At 72.9% G+C, this 18,081-nt stretch carries 9 protein-coding genes; 3 read left to right on the top strand and 6 right to left on the bottom strand.

All coding sequences use genetic code 11. From position 1 onward, the window contains the following. Positions 1 to 99: 99 nt before the first annotated feature. Positions 100 to 5,601 (bottom strand): pullulanase-type alpha-1,6-glucosidase, encoded by a 5,502-nt coding sequence (pulA, locus tag ACFVHI_RS10260; protein WP_380337585.1) that lies wholly within the window; start codon positions 5,599 to 5,601, stop codon positions 100 to 102. Positions 5,602 to 5,917: 316 nt separating this feature from the next. On the opposite strand from pulA, the gene ACFVHI_RS10255 reads away from it, so the two are divergent. Next, a complete protein-coding gene (locus ACFVHI_RS10255) occupies positions 5,918 to 6,883 on the top strand; it encodes a phosphatase PAP2 family protein (protein ID WP_063347341.1) in 966 nt (321 codons plus the stop codon). A 114-nt stretch (positions 6,884 to 6,997) separates the two neighbouring features. Here the strand turns inward: ACFVHI_RS10255 and ACFVHI_RS10250 are convergent, their stop codons facing one another. Continuing rightward, the gene (locus ACFVHI_RS10250; protein ID WP_380337581.1) at positions 6,998 to 10,030 is read right to left on the bottom strand and encodes a bifunctional [glutamine synthetase] adenylyltransferase/[glutamine synthetase]-adenylyl-L-tyrosine phosphorylase; all 3,033 of its coding nucleotides are present in this window, start codon (positions 10,028 to 10,030) and stop codon (positions 6,998 to 7,000) included. A gap of 202 nt (positions 10,031 to 10,232) precedes the next feature. Between ACFVHI_RS10250 and ACFVHI_RS10245 the strand changes: the two genes are divergently transcribed. Next, positions 10,233 to 11,447 carry an acyltransferase family protein gene (locus ACFVHI_RS10245; RefSeq protein ID WP_380337579.1) on the top strand — a complete coding sequence of 405 codons (1,215 nt, stop codon included), beginning with the start codon at positions 10,233 to 10,235 and terminating at the stop codon, positions 11,445 to 11,447. On the opposite strand, the gene ACFVHI_RS10240 is transcribed toward ACFVHI_RS10245, so the two are convergent. Both ACFVHI_RS10240 and glnA read right to left on the bottom strand, forming a co-directional pair. Continuing rightward, the gene (locus ACFVHI_RS10240) at positions 11,414 to 12,631 is read right to left on the bottom strand and encodes a hypothetical protein (RefSeq protein WP_063347344.1); all 1,218 of its coding nucleotides are present in this window, start codon (positions 12,629 to 12,631) and stop codon (positions 11,414 to 11,416) included. The two genes, ACFVHI_RS10245 and ACFVHI_RS10240, sit on opposite strands and share 34 nt — an antisense overlap. 165 nt (positions 12,632 to 12,796) lie before the next feature. Continuing rightward, a complete protein-coding gene (gene glnA, locus ACFVHI_RS10235) occupies positions 12,797 to 14,158 on the bottom strand; it encodes a type I glutamate--ammonia ligase (protein ID WP_063347345.1) in 1,362 nt (453 codons plus the stop codon). 163 nt (positions 14,159 to 14,321) lie between these two features. Between glnA and ACFVHI_RS10230 the strand changes: the two genes are divergently transcribed. After that, positions 14,322 to 16,076: an NAD+ synthase gene (locus tag ACFVHI_RS10230; RefSeq protein ID WP_380337575.1), complete on the top strand. Its 1,755-nt coding sequence runs from the start codon at positions 14,322 to 14,324 to the stop codon at positions 16,074 to 16,076. Position 16,077: 1 nt separating this feature from the next. Here the strand turns inward: ACFVHI_RS10230 and ACFVHI_RS10225 are convergent, their stop codons facing one another. Both ACFVHI_RS10225 and ACFVHI_RS10220 read right to left on the bottom strand, forming a co-directional pair. Then, the gene (locus ACFVHI_RS10225; RefSeq protein WP_363580978.1) at positions 16,078 to 16,947 is read right to left on the bottom strand and encodes an endonuclease/exonuclease/phosphatase family protein; all 870 of its coding nucleotides are present in this window, start codon (positions 16,945 to 16,947) and stop codon (positions 16,078 to 16,080) included. A 440-nt stretch (positions 16,948 to 17,387) separates the two neighbouring features. After that, the gene (locus ACFVHI_RS10220; protein WP_380337573.1) at positions 17,388 to 18,038 is read right to left on the bottom strand and encodes a TetR/AcrR family transcriptional regulator; all 651 of its coding nucleotides are present in this window, start codon (positions 18,036 to 18,038) and stop codon (positions 17,388 to 17,390) included. Positions 18,039 to 18,081: the final 43 nt, after the last annotated feature.

Here is an 18,081-nt window from a genome sequence, read left to right as displayed (position 1 = left end):
GTGCCATCGGTGCTTTCCGGCCACCGGGCGGCCAAAACGAAACGGGTCCCGCGCCGCCACAACGGCGGTGCGGGACCCGGGGGTTCCGGAGATCGTCGATCAGCCCTGGACGAACACCGCCACGGTGCGGCCCGGCACGGTGAAGGTGCCGGTCGCGGCGTCGAAGCCGGACTGCTCCACCACCGCGTCCGCGCCGCCCGCCTGGACCGGGTGCAGGGCCTGGCCCGTCCCCTTCAGGGCCGCCACGGTCTGCGCCTGCGCGGTGGGCGTGGCGTTGAACACCACGGTGACGCCCTTCTCGGCGCCCTTCAGCCCGGTGCCGTCCAGGTGCAGGGTGATCACCCCGGGCGTCTCACCGGGCGTGCCGGAGAGCGGGTAGGACAGCCGCTGCTGGACGGCGGCCAGGGTGGGCAGCGAGAACAGCGGCGAGGACTGCTTGATCCGCAGGAACTCCTGGTACTGCGCGGAGGTCGCACGGATCTCGGCCGCCCCCACGGTCAGCCGCGGGTTCGCCAGCAGGGACTGCGCGGTCGGCCACATCTCCTTGTTGTCGGCCGCCGGCGGCAGGCCCCGGCCCCAGCCGTTGCCCTGCGTCGCGTCCCAGTGGATGGCGTTGAACCAGTCGCCCGAGTCGTAGGAGTTGGCGTCCAGCGACTTGGAGCGCAGCAGGTCGCTGCCGGCCTGGGCGAAGCCCGCGCCCTGGGTGAGCGCGGTGAGCGAGAGCCCGAGCGCCTGCATCCGGGCCCGGTCGGCGGGCGCGGTGCCGGTCGGCAGCTTGTACGCGAGCGCGTCGAACAGGTCGGTGTTGTCGTGGGCGTCCACGTACTCCACCGCCTCGCCCGGCTTGGCCGCGTACCCGGTCGGGGCGCCGTTGTAGTCGACCTGCGCGCCGGTGACGGCCCGGCCCGAGCTGTCGGTGAAGGAGTAGCCGGCCAGGTTGCCGGCCAGTCCGACCTTCAGTTGGTCCATCTGGTGCAGCAGCCGGTCCTTCTGCTCCTGCGGGGTGCCGTTGGCGGGCGAGCCGTTGGGGTCGGTGTACAGGCCCGAGGCGAAGCCCTGCTGCGGGGCGGAGTTCAGCATGAAGTTGCCGCCGCGGGCGGCGTCGCGGAGCCGGTCGTCGAAGGTGGCGATGCCGGTGCCGGCCAGGTTGAGCTGGGTGGCCTGTTCGAACCGGGCGTTGTTCGCGACGACGCCGAAGTTCCAGCCCTCGCCGTAGAGGAAGACGTTCTTCCCGTCGATGCCGTCCGAGGCGGGCGTCATCTTCCGCAGCGCGGCCTGCACGTCCAGCATGGTGGACTTCGGGTCCAGGCCCATCAGGTCGAAGCGGAAGCCGTCGACCTTGTACTCGCGGGCCCAGGTGGTCACCGAGTCGACCACGAGCCGGTTCATCATGGCGTGCTCGGGCGCGGTGTCGGCGCAGCAACTGTCCGCGGTGACCTTGCCGTTGTCGTCCAACCGCTGGTAGTAGCCGGGGACGACCCTGTCCAGCACCGAGTGCTCGGCCTGGCCGCCGGCGGCGGTGTGGTTGTAGACCACGTCCAGCACCACCCGCAGCCCGGCCTCGTGCATCGCCTGCACCATCCGCCGGAATTCGACGGTGCGCGCCGTCCCGTTCGTCTCCGTGGCGTACGACCCCTCCGGCACGGTGTAGTGCAACGGGTCGTAGCCCCAGTTGTACGCGTCGTCGGCCGCGACGGCCGCCACGCACTCCTGCTGCTTCGGACCGTCCGGGGGCAGGGACTTGAGGTCGCAGGCCGGCAGCTTCTGGTCGGCCCGGTTCTCCCGGATGGTGGCGATGTCGAAGGTCGGCAGCAGGTGGACGGTGGTCACCCCGGCCTGGGCGAGTTCCCGCAGGTGCCGCATGCCGGCCGACTGCGACTCGGTGAACGCCAGGTAGGTGCCGCGCTCGGCGGCCGGGACGGTGGTGTCCTCCACCGAGAAGTCCCGGACGTGCAGTTCCTGGATCTGCTGCTGCGCCGGCGGGACGGGCTTGGGGACGTTCTGCTCCTCCCAGCCCGCGGGCTTGAGCTCCTTGGCGGCGAGGTCGGCGACCAGGCTGCGCCTGGAGTCGGTGGACAGCGCGACCGAGTACGGGTCGGTGACGGTGTTGACCACCACCTGCTGGACGGAGGGCGCCCAGACCTTCACCTGGTACAGGTAGTACTTGCCGTCCAACTCGCCCTTGTCGCGGACGACTTCCCAGACGCCGGTCTCGTCGTCCAGCTTCAGCGGCAACGTCTTCGGGGTGCCGCCGGTCGCACTGTCGAAGACCTGGACGGACACCTCCTGCGCGGTCGGCGCCCACACCGACAGCGCCACCTTGCCGTTGTAGTAGGCCGGGCCGAAGTCCACCCGGCCGGTGCGGCGCGCGTAGAGGTCGTCCAGCACGCCGGGGGTCTGCACGCCGGTGGCGGCCAGCACGGCGCCGCTGGGCAGGTGTTCGGTGAACAGCAGCTGGCTGCGCAGCGCGGCCGGGACGCGGGCGGTGTCCCGGGCGTCCACGGTGAAGGCCCGGTAGCCCGCCAGGTGCGGGAACGCGGCCTTCTGCGCGGCGGTCAGGCCGCCCTGGACGGCGTTGAGTCGGATCCACCGGCCGGGCTTGGTCAGCACACCCTTGTCGGCGCGGATGCCGCCCTCGGGGCCGTACACCAGCTGGGCGCTGGTGCCGCCGGCCAGGGCCGCGTCGCCCGCGCCGTAGGCCGCCGGGACGACGACGGTCCTGGCGTCGATCCACTGGGCCTTGGCGGTGCCGAGGTCCACCTGCGCGGAGGCGGCGGCGTTCTGCGGCAGCAGGTGGCCCTCGCGGCCGCCGAGCAGCCACACCTCGCGGCCGTCGACGGCGAGGTCCAGGGACTGGTCGGTGGGCAGGTCCTTGTCGTTGCCCTTGTGCAGGATGTAGCTGAGGCTGGTCGCGCCGGGGGCCAGCGGCACCTCGAAGACGGCGCCGAAGGCGTCGCGGCGCACCGGCATCAGCGGCTTGCCCCAGTCGGTGGGGGTGGCGGCGCCGGTCCAGTCGTGCAGGCCCCAGCCGTCGTAGTCGCCGTCGGCCCGGTTGTAGTGGAGGACGGCGGTGTTGGCGGGCGGAGTGTTCACCGGGCCCGGGTCGGCGGTGCGCACGACCGGGTCGCCCTGCCGGAGCCAGACCTCGCCGGTGGCGCCGACGTCGACGTGGCGGTCGGCGTCGACGTCCTTGACGCCGTTCTTCTCGACGACGAACCCGATGTCCGAGGCGCCGGGCTTGAGCTTCACGTAGGCGAAGGCCCCGTACGCGTCCCGGCCGGTGAAGGCGTGCCCGGCGGGCCACGGGGTGGCCTCGCCGTCGGCGAGGTCGCCCCAGGCGTAGAGGTTCCAGCCGTCGTAGTCGCCGTCCGGCCGGTTGTAGTGCACGACGGCGTACGGGCGGGCGGCGGCGGTGGGCACCGGCTTGGGCGCGGGGGCGCCGGTGGTGAAGCTCGCGGTGGCGGAGCGCAGTCGGCCGCTGGAGTCCTGGACGACGGCCTTGTAGCGGACGACCGTGCCGGGGGCGGTGGCGCCCAGGTCCTGGGTGACCAGGTTCTTCCCCGTGTCGGCGGTGCCCAGGGTCTGCCAGGGCCCGGTGCCGATCTGGGCGGCGAAGGTGACGCGGTTGAAGCCGCCGCCGGTCGTGGCGCCGACGGTGACGGTGCCGCTCGAACCGTCGGCCGGCGGCTGCACGGAGAGCTGCGGCGCCGCCGTGGTGGGGGCGAGCCCGGCGCCCGCCTTGAACACCACCGAGGAGAGCGCCGGCACGGTCACGGTGACCTTGCGGTCGGCGCCGGAGGTCGCCTTCCCGCCCGTTGCCGGGTAGATCCGGTCGAAGCCCATCCCGGCGGAGAAGGTGTCCAGGGTGACGGTCTTCGCCTCGGCGGCGTTGTTGACCGCCACCAGGTACTCGGTCCGCTGCCCGGCGTCGATCCGGGAGAAGGCGTACACGCCCGCGCCGTCGGCGGCGTAGCGCTCGATCTGGGCGCCGTCGGCGAGCGCCGGGTTGTCGCGGCGCAGCTTGGCCAGCGCGGCGACGTCCTGGTAGAGCGCGCCGCCCTGCCCGTACCGGTCGGCCGGGCCGGAGGGGCCGCCGAGCACCCGGTCGCCGTTGTAGGAGGGCGTCTTGGAGGCGAACATGTCCTGTCGGGCGTCCTGGTCGCCGCCCGCGCCGGTGAAGCCCTGTTCGTCGCCGTAGTAGACGACGGGCTGGCCGCGGGTGAGGAACTGGAGCTCGGTGCCGAGCCGGTCCTTCTTCAGCAGGGTGGCCTCGTCGGCGCCCGGGTTGTCGGCGAGCAGGAAGGAGCCGAACCGGCCCATGTCGTGGTTGCCGAGGAAGGTCGGCAGCTCGTACGCGTCGGTGTCGGCGGTGGTGTAGCGGTAGTCCTGGCCGTAGACGTCGGCGAGGTTCTTCGCCGAGCCGCCCTGGGAGACGTAGCCGCGGGCGGCGCCCTGGAACGGGAAGTCCAGGGTGGCCTGGAGCTTGCCCTTGGTGACGTACGGCGAGGTGATCGCCGGGTCGCCGGAGTAGACCTCGCCGAACATGAAGAACTTCTTGTTGCCCTGCTTGGCGGCGAAGTCCTTGAGCGCGGGCGCCCACTGCTGCCAGAACGCCATGTTGACGTGCTTGACGGTGTCGATCCGGAAGCCGTCCACGCCGGCGTCCTTGACCCACTGCTGGTAGACCTTCTCGAAGCCCTTCACCACCCGGGGGTTCTGGGTGTCGAGGTCGTCCAGGCCGCTGAAGTCGCCCTCGGTGGCGGACTCGCCGACGAAGGTCGAGTCACCGCGGTTGTGGTAGAGCGCGGGGTCGTTGAGCCAGGACGGGGTCTTGGCCGTGGCGTCGGCGGGCTTGCGGAAGACCGGGGTGTAGGGGAAGGAGTCCTTGGTGAGCCGCGGCCAGGGCGCGCCCGCGTCGGCGATCGCGGTCTCGTCGACGGGGTTGCCGTCGGCGTCGAGGGTCGGGTAGGCGCCGACGGAGCGGTAGCCGTGCTGCTGCTCGGCGTCGTCGATGACGTCGGCGGTGTGGTTGGTGATGACGTCGAAGAAGACCTTGATGCCGCGGGCGTGGGCCTTGGCTATCAGGTCCTTGAGCTGGTCGTTGGTGCCGAAGTGCGGGTCGACCTGGGTGAAGTCGGTGATCCAGTAGCCGTGGTAGCCGGCCGAGGCCTGGTCGCCGCTGCCCTGGACCGGCTTGTTCTTGAAGATCGGGGCCATCCAGATCGCGGTGGTGCCGAGGTTCTGGATGTAGTCGAGCCGCTGGATCAGGCCGGCCAGGTCGCCGCCGTGGTAGAAGCCCTTGTCGGCCGGGTCGAAGCCGTGGTCCAGCCGGCCGCCGGTGATGCCCCCCGTGTCGTTGGCGGGGTCGCCGTTGGCGAAGCGGTCGGGCAGGACGAAGTAGAACTGCTCGCGGCTGAGGTCGTGCCGCCCGGCGGTGGCCGCCAGGGCGGCGTCCGAGGGCGGGGGCGGCGGGGCGGCGGCGAGGGCCGCGGGGGCGCTGCCGAGGGTGGCGGCGGTCAACGCGGCGGCCAGCAGGACGGCCGTGCGGCCGGGTCTGCGTCGGGGGGTGCTCCGCCGGGGGCGGAGCCGGACATCGGCCACTGAGGGTCTCCCTTAGGGGAAGGGGTGAGCGAGTTCCCTGGAAGCTAGCGGCCTGCAATATGTTTCAGCAAGATGCAGAAACGGTTTCTTTCCGGGAAACTCCAGGCCAGGACCGTTGCCGCCACCCCGATTACGCCCTTGGAGCGGTCGGCGTAACAATGGGACGCATGCCTGTCCCACCGGTAAGCACCAGACCCGACCTCACCCCCTACCCCGGTGGGAGCCTCCCCCTAGCCCTCAAGGGGGACAGCCGGTGAAGAATCCACTGCCAGGGGATGATCGGACGGCGACGGGACGTCTGGCAGACTTCTCGTCCATGGGGGAACCGACCAAGATCCAACACGGCCGCGCACAGCGGGCCGAAGCGGCGCTCGGTGACGGTTCCGGAGCACGGCCGGCCTCCTCGGGACGCCTGCCCGACGGAGCCGCCCGCGCCACCCAGTCCCGTATCGCCGCACTGCGCGGCCGCATCCGCGACCAACGGCGCTCACCGGCCCGGCCGAAGATCTGGTTCGAACTGGCCCTGATCGGGATCAGCTACTGGATCTACTCGATCATCCGCAACGCCGTCCCGGAACAGGCCTCGATAGCCCAGAAGCACACCCGCTGGATCTGGGACCTGGAGCAGTCGCTGGGCATCGCCGTCGAGCGTTCGATCAACCACGCCGTTGACAGCGTCGGGTGGCTCATCACCGGGATGAACTACTACTACGCGACCCTGCACTTCATCGTGACCATCGGCGTGCTGGTCTGGCTCTACCGCCGCCACCCCGGCCGCTACGTCGCCGCCCGCACCGTGCTGTTCGCCACCACCGCGATCGCCCTGATCGGCTTCTACTTCTTCCCGCTGGCCCCGCCCCGGCTGATGACCGACGGCGGCTTCATCGACACCGTGAAGGTCCACGGCACCTGGGGCTCGATGGCCTCCGGGCCCGCCGCGCACGTGTCCAACCAGTACGCGGCGATGCCCTCGATGCACATCGGCTGGTCGATGTGGTGCGGGCTGGCCATCTTCTACCTGGCCCGCCGGACGTGGGTCCGGGTGCTCGGCCTGCTCTACCCGCTGGCCACCCTGACGGTGATCGTCTCGACCGCCAACCACTTCTGGATGGACGCCGTCGGCGGCGAGCTCTGCCTCGCCCTGGGCTTCCTCACCGCCCGCTGGATGTACCGCTCCTGGGTCTACAAACTGCCCCAGGTGCCCGCCCGGGAGACGGCGGAGGAGCCGATCACCGTCCCCGAGCAGTGGAGCGAACCCGCGGTGAGCAGCGCCCGCCGGTAGAGCTGCTGGACCTGGACGAACCGAAGGGGCCCCACCCGGGGCCCCTTTCGCGTGCCCGGGCCTCAGCCGCGGGCCTCGACGCCGGCCTCAGCCCCCGGGCCTCAGCCGCCGGTCTCAGCCGCCGTAGAACAGCCGCTCCACCACCGCCCGGGCCCGCCGGGTGGTCCGCCGGTAGTCGTCCACCAGCTCGCCGCTGTGCCCGGCGCCGTACCCGAGGTAGCGGGCCACCCCGGCCAGCTCCCGGGCCTCCCCGGGGAAGCTGTCGCCGGGCCGGCCGCGCACCAGCATCACCGCCGAGCGCACCCGGGAGGCCAGCACCCAGGCCGCGTCCAGCACCTGCGCGTCCGACCGCCCGACCAGCCCGGCCCCGGCGGCGGCCGCCAGCGCGGCCCTGGTCCGGGTGGTGCGCAGGGCCGGCAGCTCGTGCCCGTGCTGGAGCTGGAACAGTTGCACCGTCCACTCCACGTCGGCCAGCCCGCCGCGGCCGATCTTGGTGTGCGTGGTCGGGTCGGCGCCGCGCGGCAGCCGCTCGGCCTCGATCCGCGCCTTGATCCGGCGGATCTCCACCAGGTCCCGCTCCGGCACCCCGACGCCCGGGTAGCGCAGCGGGTCGATCAGCTGCCGGAACCGCGCGCCCAGCTCCTCGTCCCCGGCCACCGGCTCGGCGCGCAGCAGCGCCTGGCTCTCCCAGGCGTGCGACCAGCGCCGGTAGTACGCCGCGTACGAGGCGAGGGTGCGCACCAGCGGGCCGCTGCGCCCCTCCGGCCGCAGGTCGGCGTCGACCAGCAGCGGCGGCTCGGTGGACGGCGCGCCGAGCAGGGTCCGCAGCTCGTTGCAGACCGCCTGGGCGGCCCGGGCGGCGTCCTGCTCCAGCGAGCCGAGCAGCGGCTCGTGGACGAAGAGCACGTCGGCGTCCGAGCCGTAGCCCAGCTCGTGGCCGCCGAACCGGCCCATCGCGATCACCGCGATCCGGGTCGGCAGGTCGCCGTGCTCGGCCTCCCAGCCGGCCGTGCAGGCGCGCAGCGCGCCCTGGAGGGTGGCGGCGTTCAGCGCGGTCAGCGCCTCCCCCGCGGCGTCCAGCGCCTCGGCCGGGTCCTCGCCGAGGCGGCCGAGGACGTCCGCGGCGGCGGTGCGGAACAGCTCCCGGCGGCGCACCGAGCGGGCGGCGGCGACGGCCGCCGCGGTGGATCCGGCCCGGCCGACGGCGGCCAGTATCTCCTGCTCCAGGGCGGCCCGGCCGCGCGGCGCCAGGCCCTGCGGGTCGCCCAGCATGGCGACCGCCTCGGGGGCGCGCAGCAGCAGGTCGGGGGCGAGCCGGCCGGCCGACAGCACCCGGGCCAGCTGCTCGGCGGCGGCGCTCTCGTCGCGCAGCAGCCGCAGGTACCAGGGCGTGCGGCCGAGCGCGTCGGAGACCTGGCGGAAGTTGAGCAGCCCGGCGTCCGGATCGGCCGAGTCGGCGAACCAGCCGAGCAGCACCGGCAGCAGGGTGCGCTGGATCGCGGCCTTGCGGCTCACCCCGGAGGCGAGCGCGCTGAGGTGGCGCAGCGCGGCGGCCGGGTCCGCGTAGCCCAGCGCCTCCAGCCGGGCCCGGGCCGCGTCCGGGGTCAACCCGGCCGCGCCCGGCGGCAGTTCGGCGACGGCGTCGAGCAGCGGCCGGTAGAACAGCTTCTCGTGCAGCCGCCGGACCTCCACCGCGTGCCGCTTCCACTCGCGCTGCAGCGCGGCCACCGGGTCGGAGCGGGTGTCGTCGTTGATCAGCGCGGCCAGCGAGCGGGCCAGCCGGCGCAGGTCCTCCGCGCCGGTGGGCATCAGGTGGGTGCGGCGCAGCCGGTAGAGCTGGATCCGGTGCTCCAGGGAGCGCAGGAAGCGGTAGGCGGTGTCCAGCGAGACGGCGTCCGCCCGGCCGACGTACCCGCCGCGGGAGAGCGCGGCCAGCGCCTCCAGGGTGTTGCCGCTGCGCAGCGCCGGATCGGTGCGGCCGTGCACCAGTTGGAGCAGTTGGACGGAGAACTCGACGTCGCGCAGCCCGCCGGGGCCGAGCTTGAGCTGGCGGTCCAGTTCGGTGGCGGGGATCGAGTCGATGACCCGGCGGCGCATCTGCTGCACGTCGGTGACGAAGTTGTCCCGGGCGGCGGCCTGCCAGACCATCGGGGCCAGCGCCTCCAGGTAGGCGGCGCCGAGTTCGGCGTCCCCGGCGACCGGGCGGGCCTTGAGCAGCGCCTGGAACTCCCAGGTCTTGGCCCAGCGCTGGTAGTAGGCGAGGTGGCTGGCCAGGGTGCGCACCAGCGGGCCGTTGCGGCCCTCGGGGCGCAGGTTGGCGTCCACCGGCCAGATGGTGCCCTCGCCGGTGGTGTCCGCGCAGAGCCGGGTGAGGGCGGCGGCGAGCCGGGTGGCGGCCTTGACGGCCTCGTGCTCGTCCACGCCCTCGCGCGGCTCGGCGACGAAGATGACGTCCACGTCGGAGACGTAGTTGAGTTCGCGGCCGCCGCACTTGCCCATGCCGATCACGGCGAGCCGGCAGGCCCGGGCGGCGTCCTGGTCCTGCTCGGCGGCGAGGTCCAGGGCGGTCTGCAGGGTGGCGCCGGCCAGGTCGGCGAGTTCGGCGGCGGTCTGCGCGAGGTCGGTGGTGCCGGTGAGGTCGCGGGCGGCGATGGCGAGCAGGCAGCGGCGGTAGGCGACGCGCAGCGCGTCCGCCGGGCTGCGGCCGCCCTCCCGGCCGCGCCGGACGCCCTCGGCGAGCGCGCGGCGGAAGTCCTCCGGGCCGGGGTGCATGTCGCGCAGCTCGAAGGTGACCAGCATGTGCCAGTCGTGCGGGTGCCGGGCCAGGTGGTCGGCGAGCGCGGTGGAGACGCCGAGCACGCCGAGCAGCCGGTCGCGCAGCGGCTTGGAGGTGGTGAGGGTGTCGCGCAGGGTGTGCCGTTCGGCCTGGTCGGCGGCCTCCAGCAGCCGGGCCAGGCCGAGCAGGGCGAGGTCGGGGTCGGCGGTGGCGCCGAGCGCGTCCAGCAGCACGGGGTCGTCGGCCAGGCCTTCCAGGCCGGGGCCCGCCAGCAGCCGCACCGCCTGCGCCGGGTCGGTGAACCCGCGCCTGACCAGCCTGATCTCCGGCCGGCTGACCCGGCTCCCGGCCCGCTGTTCGTCCACCGCCATGGCCCCTCCATCCGTCCGCCCCAGCAGGTTACGCGCCCTGACGGCCCGGCGCCGGACACGACCGCCGGACGGCCCGCCGCCGCGCGCCGCGCCGTCCGTCCGTGACCTCGGGCCCGCCGCGCTCGTTCTCCCCGCGCCGACCGTGCCACCCCATCCCACCCCATCCCGTGCCACCCCCGTCCCATCCCGTTCCGGAGCGCCGATGCCCAGCCGCCTGCCCTCGCTCACCGGGCTGCGCTTCTGGGCGGCCCTGCTGGTGGTGCTCTACCACCTGTCCCGCAAGGTCGGCGGGCTGCCGGTGCTCGACCCGCTCGCCTGGTACGGGCGTTCGGGGGTGACGTTCTTCTTCGTCCTGTCCGGTTTCGTCCTGGCCTGGACGTACGGCGGCTCGCCCGTCCCCGCCGGGGCGTTCGCCCGCCGCCGGTTCGCCCGGATCTGGCCGCTGCACGTGCTGAGCACCGTGCTGTCGCTGGGCGCGGACGCCGCGATCGGCACGGCGCTGCCGGTGGCGGCCACGCTCTGGTCGCTGCTGCTGGTGCATCCGTGGGCGCAGGCGACGGTGTACGGCGGCAATCCGGCGTCCTGGTCGCTGGGCGCCGAGGCCTGGTTCTACCTGCTGTTCCCGCTGCTGCTGCGGTTGCTGGCGCCGCGCCGCCGGGCCTGGCTGCCGGTGGCGGCGGTGTGCGCGGCGCTCGGCCCGGCGCTGTGGGCGGCGGGCCCGCTGCTGCCGGCCGATCCGACGATGCGCGGCTGGCTGCTGGACTACCTGCCGCTGGCCCGTACCCCGCAGTTCGTGCTCGGGGTGGCGGTCGGGCTGGCGGTGCGGCACGGGATGGTCCCCCGGGTGCGGCTCGGCGCGGCGGCCGGGGCGGTGGCGGGCTGGCACCTGCTGCTGGCGCCCTGGCACGCGGCCGTCCCGGACGCGCTGTGGTGGGGCCCGTACAGCGCCTCCCAACTGGTGCCGGCAGCGCTGTTCGCGGCGCTGCTGGTGGCGGCGGCCCAGCGGGACGCGGCCGGTGCGGCGCCCCGGCTGCCAGGAGGACAGGGTCCGGTCGGGCGGGGGCCAGCCGGACGGGGGCTGGCCGGGCGGACGGCGGTGCGGCTCGGCGAGTGGTCCTACGCCTGGTACCTGGTGCACGAGATCGGCATCCGCTGCTGGCTCGCCGAGTTGGGCCGCCCGGCGCCCGGGGCGGCGGCGCTCGGGGTCTGGCTGCTGCTGGCCGGGGGGTCGCTGGCGGTGGCGGCGGGCCTGTACCGCTGGGTGGAGCGGCCGTGCGAGCGGCTGCTGCGCGGCTCGCCGCGCCGGCCCGGCGGGAACGCGGCGGCGCCGCTGCCGGCCCGCGCGGTGCGGGTGGGGCGGCAGCGGCGCCGGGCGGCGGCCGGTCAGGCGTCGGTGGAGCCGTCCAGGTTGACGTAGGCGTAGAAGACGCCGATGTCGTAGCCGTCCTTCTGGGTGTTGAAGGTGGCGGTGAGGTCGGTGTCCCCGTTGCGCAGGTACGGCGAGATGTCCCAGCGGTTGGAGTCGTAGCCGAAGTTGTTGCGGTTGTACGGGTTGCGGACGAACTGGTCCTCCGGGGTCAACTCCTCGATGGTGGAGTTGAAGGCGTCGTTCGGCGCGTGGTTGATGTCGGAGAACAGCGTCTCGGGCCCGTTGGTGGACTTGACCGACAGGGTGTCGCCGGTCCACTTGAGGTCGCCGTCGTAGACCACCCAGCCGAGCTTGCCGTGGAGCTGACCGCTCTGCGGCGTCTGCAGCCCCGCGAGCTTGATCTGGCGCGTCGGGCTGTCCGGCAGCTCGACCTGGAAGCCGTCCCACAGGTGGATGTGCCGCATCGGCTTGCAGTCGTTCTCGTACGCGACGACGATCGTCCAGCCGCCCCAACTGTGCGGCTTCACCACCGAGTCCATGTTGGCGACGGTGTAGGTGCCGTTGCCGGCGTTCCTGACCAGGTCGGTGATGTCGGCGGAGGCCTGGTAGCTGCTCTCCACGTCGGTGGTGATGTAGCCGATGGACGGCTGGTCGTTGGCGATGTCCCGGTACTGCTTCTCGCCCGGGACCTTGAGGTACACCTCGTCGATCTGGTTCTCCGGCAGCACGGTGTCGCCGATGCCGCGAGTGCCGCCCCAGTACAGCCGGGCGTACTTGACCTTGGAGCCGTCGATCAGGCCGAGGTCGGCGGAGCTGGCGGAGTAGATCGGGTCACCGAGCGGGCCGATGGAGCCCGGGTCGATGTTGATGTACTTCATCTCGTACTTGTTGTTGATCGGCATGCTGCCGAGGCCCTTGCGGGCGTCCTCGCAGGGCGGCTGCTCCGGGTCGAGGGGTGCCTTGGTCTCGTCACAGGTCATCAGCGAGTTGCTGATCCTGGTGACGGAGCCGTGGAAGTCGCCCTGGAAGCGGGTGGTGAACGGCAGCGGGTTCTCGGAGATGGTCTCGGCGCGCGGGTGCGGGTTCGACGAGCCGGAGCCGGAGCCACGGGCGTCGGCGATCGGGGTGGCCAGCAGCTGGCTCGCGACGGCGGCGAGGGCGGCGCCCGCGACGACGGTCCGGCGGGCGAGCAGGCGGGCCGCGGCGGCGCGGCTGACAGCGGAGGAGGGCATGGGATCCTCTCGGGACGGAACGGACGAGCACGCCCATCGGACCACAACCGTCCGTCACAGGATCTTCACATACCGCCATTGGGGAAACGATCCACCCGAGCGGACGGCCCGCTGTCATCCGATCGAACGACAGCGGGCCCGAAGGTGTTTGAGCCGCTCAGGCGCTCAGAGCACCTGGAGGTTCTTGCGCAGCTCGAACGGCGTCACCTCGGAGCGGTACTCCTCCCACTCCTGCCGCTTGTTGCGCAGGAAGAAGTCGAAGACGTGCTCACCGAGGGTCTCGGCGACGAGCTCGCTGCGCTGCATCAGGTCGATCGCCTCGCCGAGGTTCTGCGGCATCGGCTGGATCCCGAGGGCGCGGCGCTCGGAGTCGGTCAGCGCCCAGACGTCGTCGTCGGCGCCCGGCGGGAGCTCGTAGCCCTCCTCGATGCCCTTGAGGCCGGCCGCGAGGGTGACGGCGTAGGCGAGGTACGGGTTGCAGCCAGTATCCAGGGAGCGGACCTCGATCCGGGTGGAGCCCTGCTTGCCGGGCTTGTACATCGGCACCCGGATCAGCGCCGAGCGGTTGTTGTGGCCCCAGCAGATGTAGGACGGGGCCTCGCCGCCGGCCCCGGCGGTGCGCTGGGAGCCGCCCCAGATCCGCTTGTAGGAGTTCACCCACTGGTTGGTGACGGCGGCGGTCTCGGCGGCGTGCTTGAGCAGGCCGGCGATGAAGGAGCGGCCGACCTTGGAGAGCTGGTACTCGGCGCCGGTCTCGTGGAAGGCGTTGCGGTCGCCCTCGAACAGCGACAGGTGGGTGTGCATGCCCGAGCCGGGGTGGTCGGAGAACGGCTTGGGCATGAAGCTGGCGTGCACGCCCTGCTCCAGCGCGACCTCCTTCATGACCAGACGGAAGGTCATGATGTTGTCGGCGGTGGACAGCGCGTCGGCGTAGCGCAGGTCGATCTCCTGCTGGCCGGGGGCGCCCTCGTGGTGGGAGAACTCCACCGAGATGCCCATCGACTCCAGCATGGTGATGGCCTGTCGGCGGAAGTCGTGGCCGACCCCGCGCGGGGTGTGGTCGAAGTAGCCGGACTGGTCGGCGGGGATCGGCGGGGTGCCGTCGCCGGGCAGGTTCTTCAGCAGGAAGAACTCGATCTCGGGGTGGGTGTAGAAGGTGAAGCCCTGGGCGGAGGCCTTCTCCAGGGTGCGCTTGAGCACGAACCGGGGGTCGGCGTAGGACGGCGAGCCGTCGGGCATCAGGATGTCGCAGAACATCCGGGCGGTGCCGGGGGTCTCCGAGCGCCACGGCAGGATCTGGAAGGTGGTCGGGTCCGGCTTGGCGATCATGTCGGACTCGTAGACCCGGGCGAAGCCCTCGATCGCCGAGCCGTCGAAGCCGATGCCCTCCTCGAAGGCCTGCTCCAGTTCGGCCGGAGCCACCGCGACCGACTTCAGGAACCCGAGCACGTCGGTGAACCACAGCCGGACGAACCGGATGTCACGCTCCTCAAGCGTCCGAAGCACGAACTGCTGCTGCTTGCCCATGGGGACAGTCTCACCTCTGCTCTTTACGCTCGTGTTACGCCCGGAAGACCCCCGGACGCGACTGCCCCCATCATGGCCGATCACCGCGCGGGACGGCAGTCCGGACCCTGGTCCGACCCCCCGGACAGCACATTGCGTCAGTTCGACGATTACACTCGGGGGCATGCCCAATCTCCGTCTCGCCCTGAGCCAGATCGACCCCTGGGTCGGTGACATCGCCCGCAACAGCGATGAGGTGGTGCGCTGGACCAGGCAGGCCGTGGAGGCCGGCGCCCAGTTGGTCGCCTTCCCCGAGATGGCCCTGACCGGCTACCCCGTCGAGGACCTCGCCCTGCGCAGTTCCTTCGTCGAGGCGTCCCGGGGCGCGCTGGTCGAGCTGGCCGGGCGGCTGGCCGCCGACGGGCTGGGCGAGGTGCCGGTGGTGGTCGGCTACCTCGGGCGCTCCGAGCACGCCTCGCCGAGGTTCGGCCGCCCGGCCGGCTCCCCGCAGAACTGCGCCGCCGTGCTGCACCGGGGCGAGGTGGTGACCCGCTTCGCCAAGCACCACCTGCCCAACTACGGAGTGTTCGACGAGTACCGCTGGTTCGTCCCGGGCGAGCAGCTGCCGGTGCTGCGGCTGCACGGAGTGGACGTCGCGCTGGCCATCTGCGAGGACATCTGGCAGGACGGCGGCCGGGTCACCGCGGCCCGCGAGGCCGGGGCCGGGCTGCTGCTGGTGGTCAACGGCTCGCCGTACGAGCGGAACAAGGACGACCAGCGGCTGGAGCTGGTCCGGCGCCGGGCCGCCGAGGCGGGCTGCCCGCTGGCCTACGTCAACATGGTCGGCGGCCAGGACGAGCTGGTCTTCGACGGCGACTCGATCGTGGTCGGCGCGGACGGCGAGGTGCTGGCCCGCTCCCCGCAGTTCGAGGAGCACCTGCTGGTGCTGGACCTCGACCTGCCGGCCGCCGGCGACGACCACACCGACGGCCTGCTGCTGAGCGACGGGCTGCACCTCGTCCGCACCGACCTGGGCGGCGAGCCGCAGGCCGCGCCCGCGGACACCCCGGCCCCCGAGGTGGCGCCGCGGCTGTCCGACGAGGCGGAGATCTGGGCCGCGCTGGTCTCCGGCACCCGGGCGTACGTCACCAAGAACGGCTTCCGTTCGGTGCTGATCGGCCTCTCCGGCGGCATCGACTCCGCGCTGGTGGCCGCCATCGCGGTGGACGCGATCGGCGCCGAGAACGTGCACTGCGTCTCCATGCCCAGCCGCTACTCCTCGCAGCACTCCCGGGACGACGCGGCCGAGCTGGCCCGCCGGACCGGGCTGCACTACCGCACCGTCTCCATCGCCCCGATGTTCGACGCCTACCTGGGCGCGACCGAGCTGACCGGCCTGGCCGAGGAGAACCTGCAGTCCCGGCTGCGCGGCACCCTGCTGATGGCGATCTCCAACCAGGAGGGGCACATCGTGCTCGCGCCCGGCAACAAGAGCGAGCTGGCCGTCGGCTACTCGACCCTGTACGGCGACTCGGTGGGCGCGTTCGGGCCGATCAAGGACGTCTACAAGTCGCTGGTCTTCCGGCTGGCCCACTGGCGCAACGAGGAGGCCGGGCGGCGCGGCGAGGTGCCGCCGATCCCGGAGAACACCATCTCCAAGCCGCCGTCCGCCGAGCTGCGGCCGGACCAGAAGGACAGCGACTCGCTGCCCGACTACGACCTGCTGGACAGCGTGCTGGCCCGCTACATCGAGGGCGACGAGGGGCGGGACGCGATCGTCGCGGCCGGCTTCGACCCGGCCGTGGTGGACCGGGTGGTCCGGCTGGTCGACACGGCCGAGTACAAGCGGCGGCAGTACCCGCCGGGCCCCAAGATCTCGGTCAAGAACTTCGGCCGGGACCGCCGCCTGCCGATCACCAACCGCTGGCGGCGGGGCTGACCTAATTGAACCGGTAGGTGGCGGCCACCGCGAGGTGGTCGCTGCCGTCCCGGGGCAGGGTGCGGGAGTCGACCGGCGCGAGGCCGCCCTTGCTCATGATCTGGTCGATCCGGGCCATCGGGAAGGACGCCGGCCAGCTGAAGCCGAAGCCGTCCCCGGCGGCGCCCTGGGCCGAGCGCATCTGCGAGGTGACCGGCGCCAGGCTGCGGTCGTTCATGGTGCCGTTGAGGTCGCCGAGCAGCAGGACCTTCTTCACCGGCTCGGCCTGGATCGCGTCGCCGAGCGCCTGCGCGCTGACGTCCCGCTGGTCGACGGTGAAGCCGCCCTCGGCCTTCAGCCGCACCGACGGCAGGTGCGCGACGTACACCGCGACCGGGCCCTGCGGGGTGGCGACCTGGGCCCGGAACGCCCTGGTCCAGCCCATCTTGAGGTCCACCGGCGAGACTCCGCTGATCGGGTACTTCGACCAGAGGCCGACCGTCCCCTCCACCTCGTGGTACGGGTACGCCTCGGCGAGCCCGCTCTCGTAGTCGCGCAGCGGCTTGCCGGCCAGTTCCTGGAGGGCGACGATCTGGGCGCCGGAGGCCACCAGGCCGCGGACGGTGCCCGGCACGTCGGGGTTGGCGGCGGCGACGTTGTGGCTGACCACCGTCCAGTCGCCGGTGCCGCCGCTCTTGTCGCTGAGCAGGCCGCCGAACAGGTTGAGCCAGATCGCGACGGGCAGCAGCAGCGCGATCAGCGCGGTGGCGGAGCGGCGCAGCAGCGCGGGGACCAGCAGCACCGGGACGGCCAGGCCGATCCAGGGCAGGAAGGTCTCCAGCAGGCTGCCGAGGTTGCCGGCGCTGTTGGGGACGTCGGCGTGGAGGGCCATCAGCAGGGCGGCGAGCACGGCCAGCACCGCGACGACCAGGCCGCGCCGCCAGGTGGTGGCGCCGCGGCCGTCCCGGCCCCAGTGCCGCAGGCCCAGGAATCCTCCGGGACGGCCCGCAGGGGCCGGGGCGCCCGCCTCGCCCCAGGGGCCGGCCGTGCTCCGGTCGGTCCTGTCCGCCTGCGTCATCCGTGGCTCCCGTTGTTCGTGCCGTCGCCGGTCCGGTGTCCGGCCCGTGCGGTACGGGCGGGTGCCGGACTGGTGCCGGTTTGATCGGATACCCGGCTCAGCCTATGCCGGGACAGACGCGGGGCCGTCGGAGCGGGTTCCGGCGTGGCCCGGTTTGGTGAGCCAGGCCACGCCGGGCGCAGGTCGGACACAGGTCGGTGCAGGTCGGTGCGGGTACGGGACCGGGGCGCGGGGTCCGGGGCGCGGGAGCGCGTTCAGCTGCGGGAGCCGGAGGCCGCGTGCGGCGCCAGGCCTTCGAGCAGCGAGTCGACCATCCGGCGGGCCAGGTCCGGGTCCTCCAGGTCGGAGTCGTCCCAGAGGATGCTGCGGTACAGGATCGGGCCCATCAGCATGTCGCCGAGCAGCTCGACGTCGAGGTCGGTCCGCAGCACGCCCTCGTCCATGGCGCGGCGGATCAGGGCGAGCCCCGCCTCCCGGCGCGGCTTGATCACCCGGTCGCGGTACGCGCTGTACAGGTCGGGCAGGCTCTGCATCTGGCCGAGGGCGGCCTTGAGCACCCAGCGGGAGCGCTTGGCGAGGCCGCGCCGGCGCATGTAGTCGATCATCTCGATCAGGTGGTCCCGGGCGGTGCCGTCGGTCGGCGCGGGCATCGGGACTTCCAGTCGGCTGACCACGTCGACCAGCAGGGCCTCCTTGTTGGGCCAGCGCCGGTAGATGGTGGCCTTGCCGACGCCGGCCGCGGCGGCGATGCCCTCGATGGTGAGCTCGGACAGCGCGGTGCCGCCGGCCATCAGGTCCTCGACGGCGGCGAAGATGGCCTGCTCGGCGGCCTCGCTGCGCGGGCGGCCGCGGCGTACGGCGGCGCAGGGCTGTCCGGCCCCGGCGGCCGGGGTGTCCGTCTTCATCCCCGCTGTACTCCCTCGCTGTCCGCGTGGCGCACGGGCGCCG

The sequence above is a fragment of the Kitasatospora sp. NPDC127121 genome (assembly GCF_042677305.1).
GTDB lineage: Bacteria > Actinomycetota > Actinomycetes > Streptomycetales > Streptomycetaceae > Kitasatospora.
This window is presented reverse-complemented; position numbering and strand designations above follow the sequence as displayed.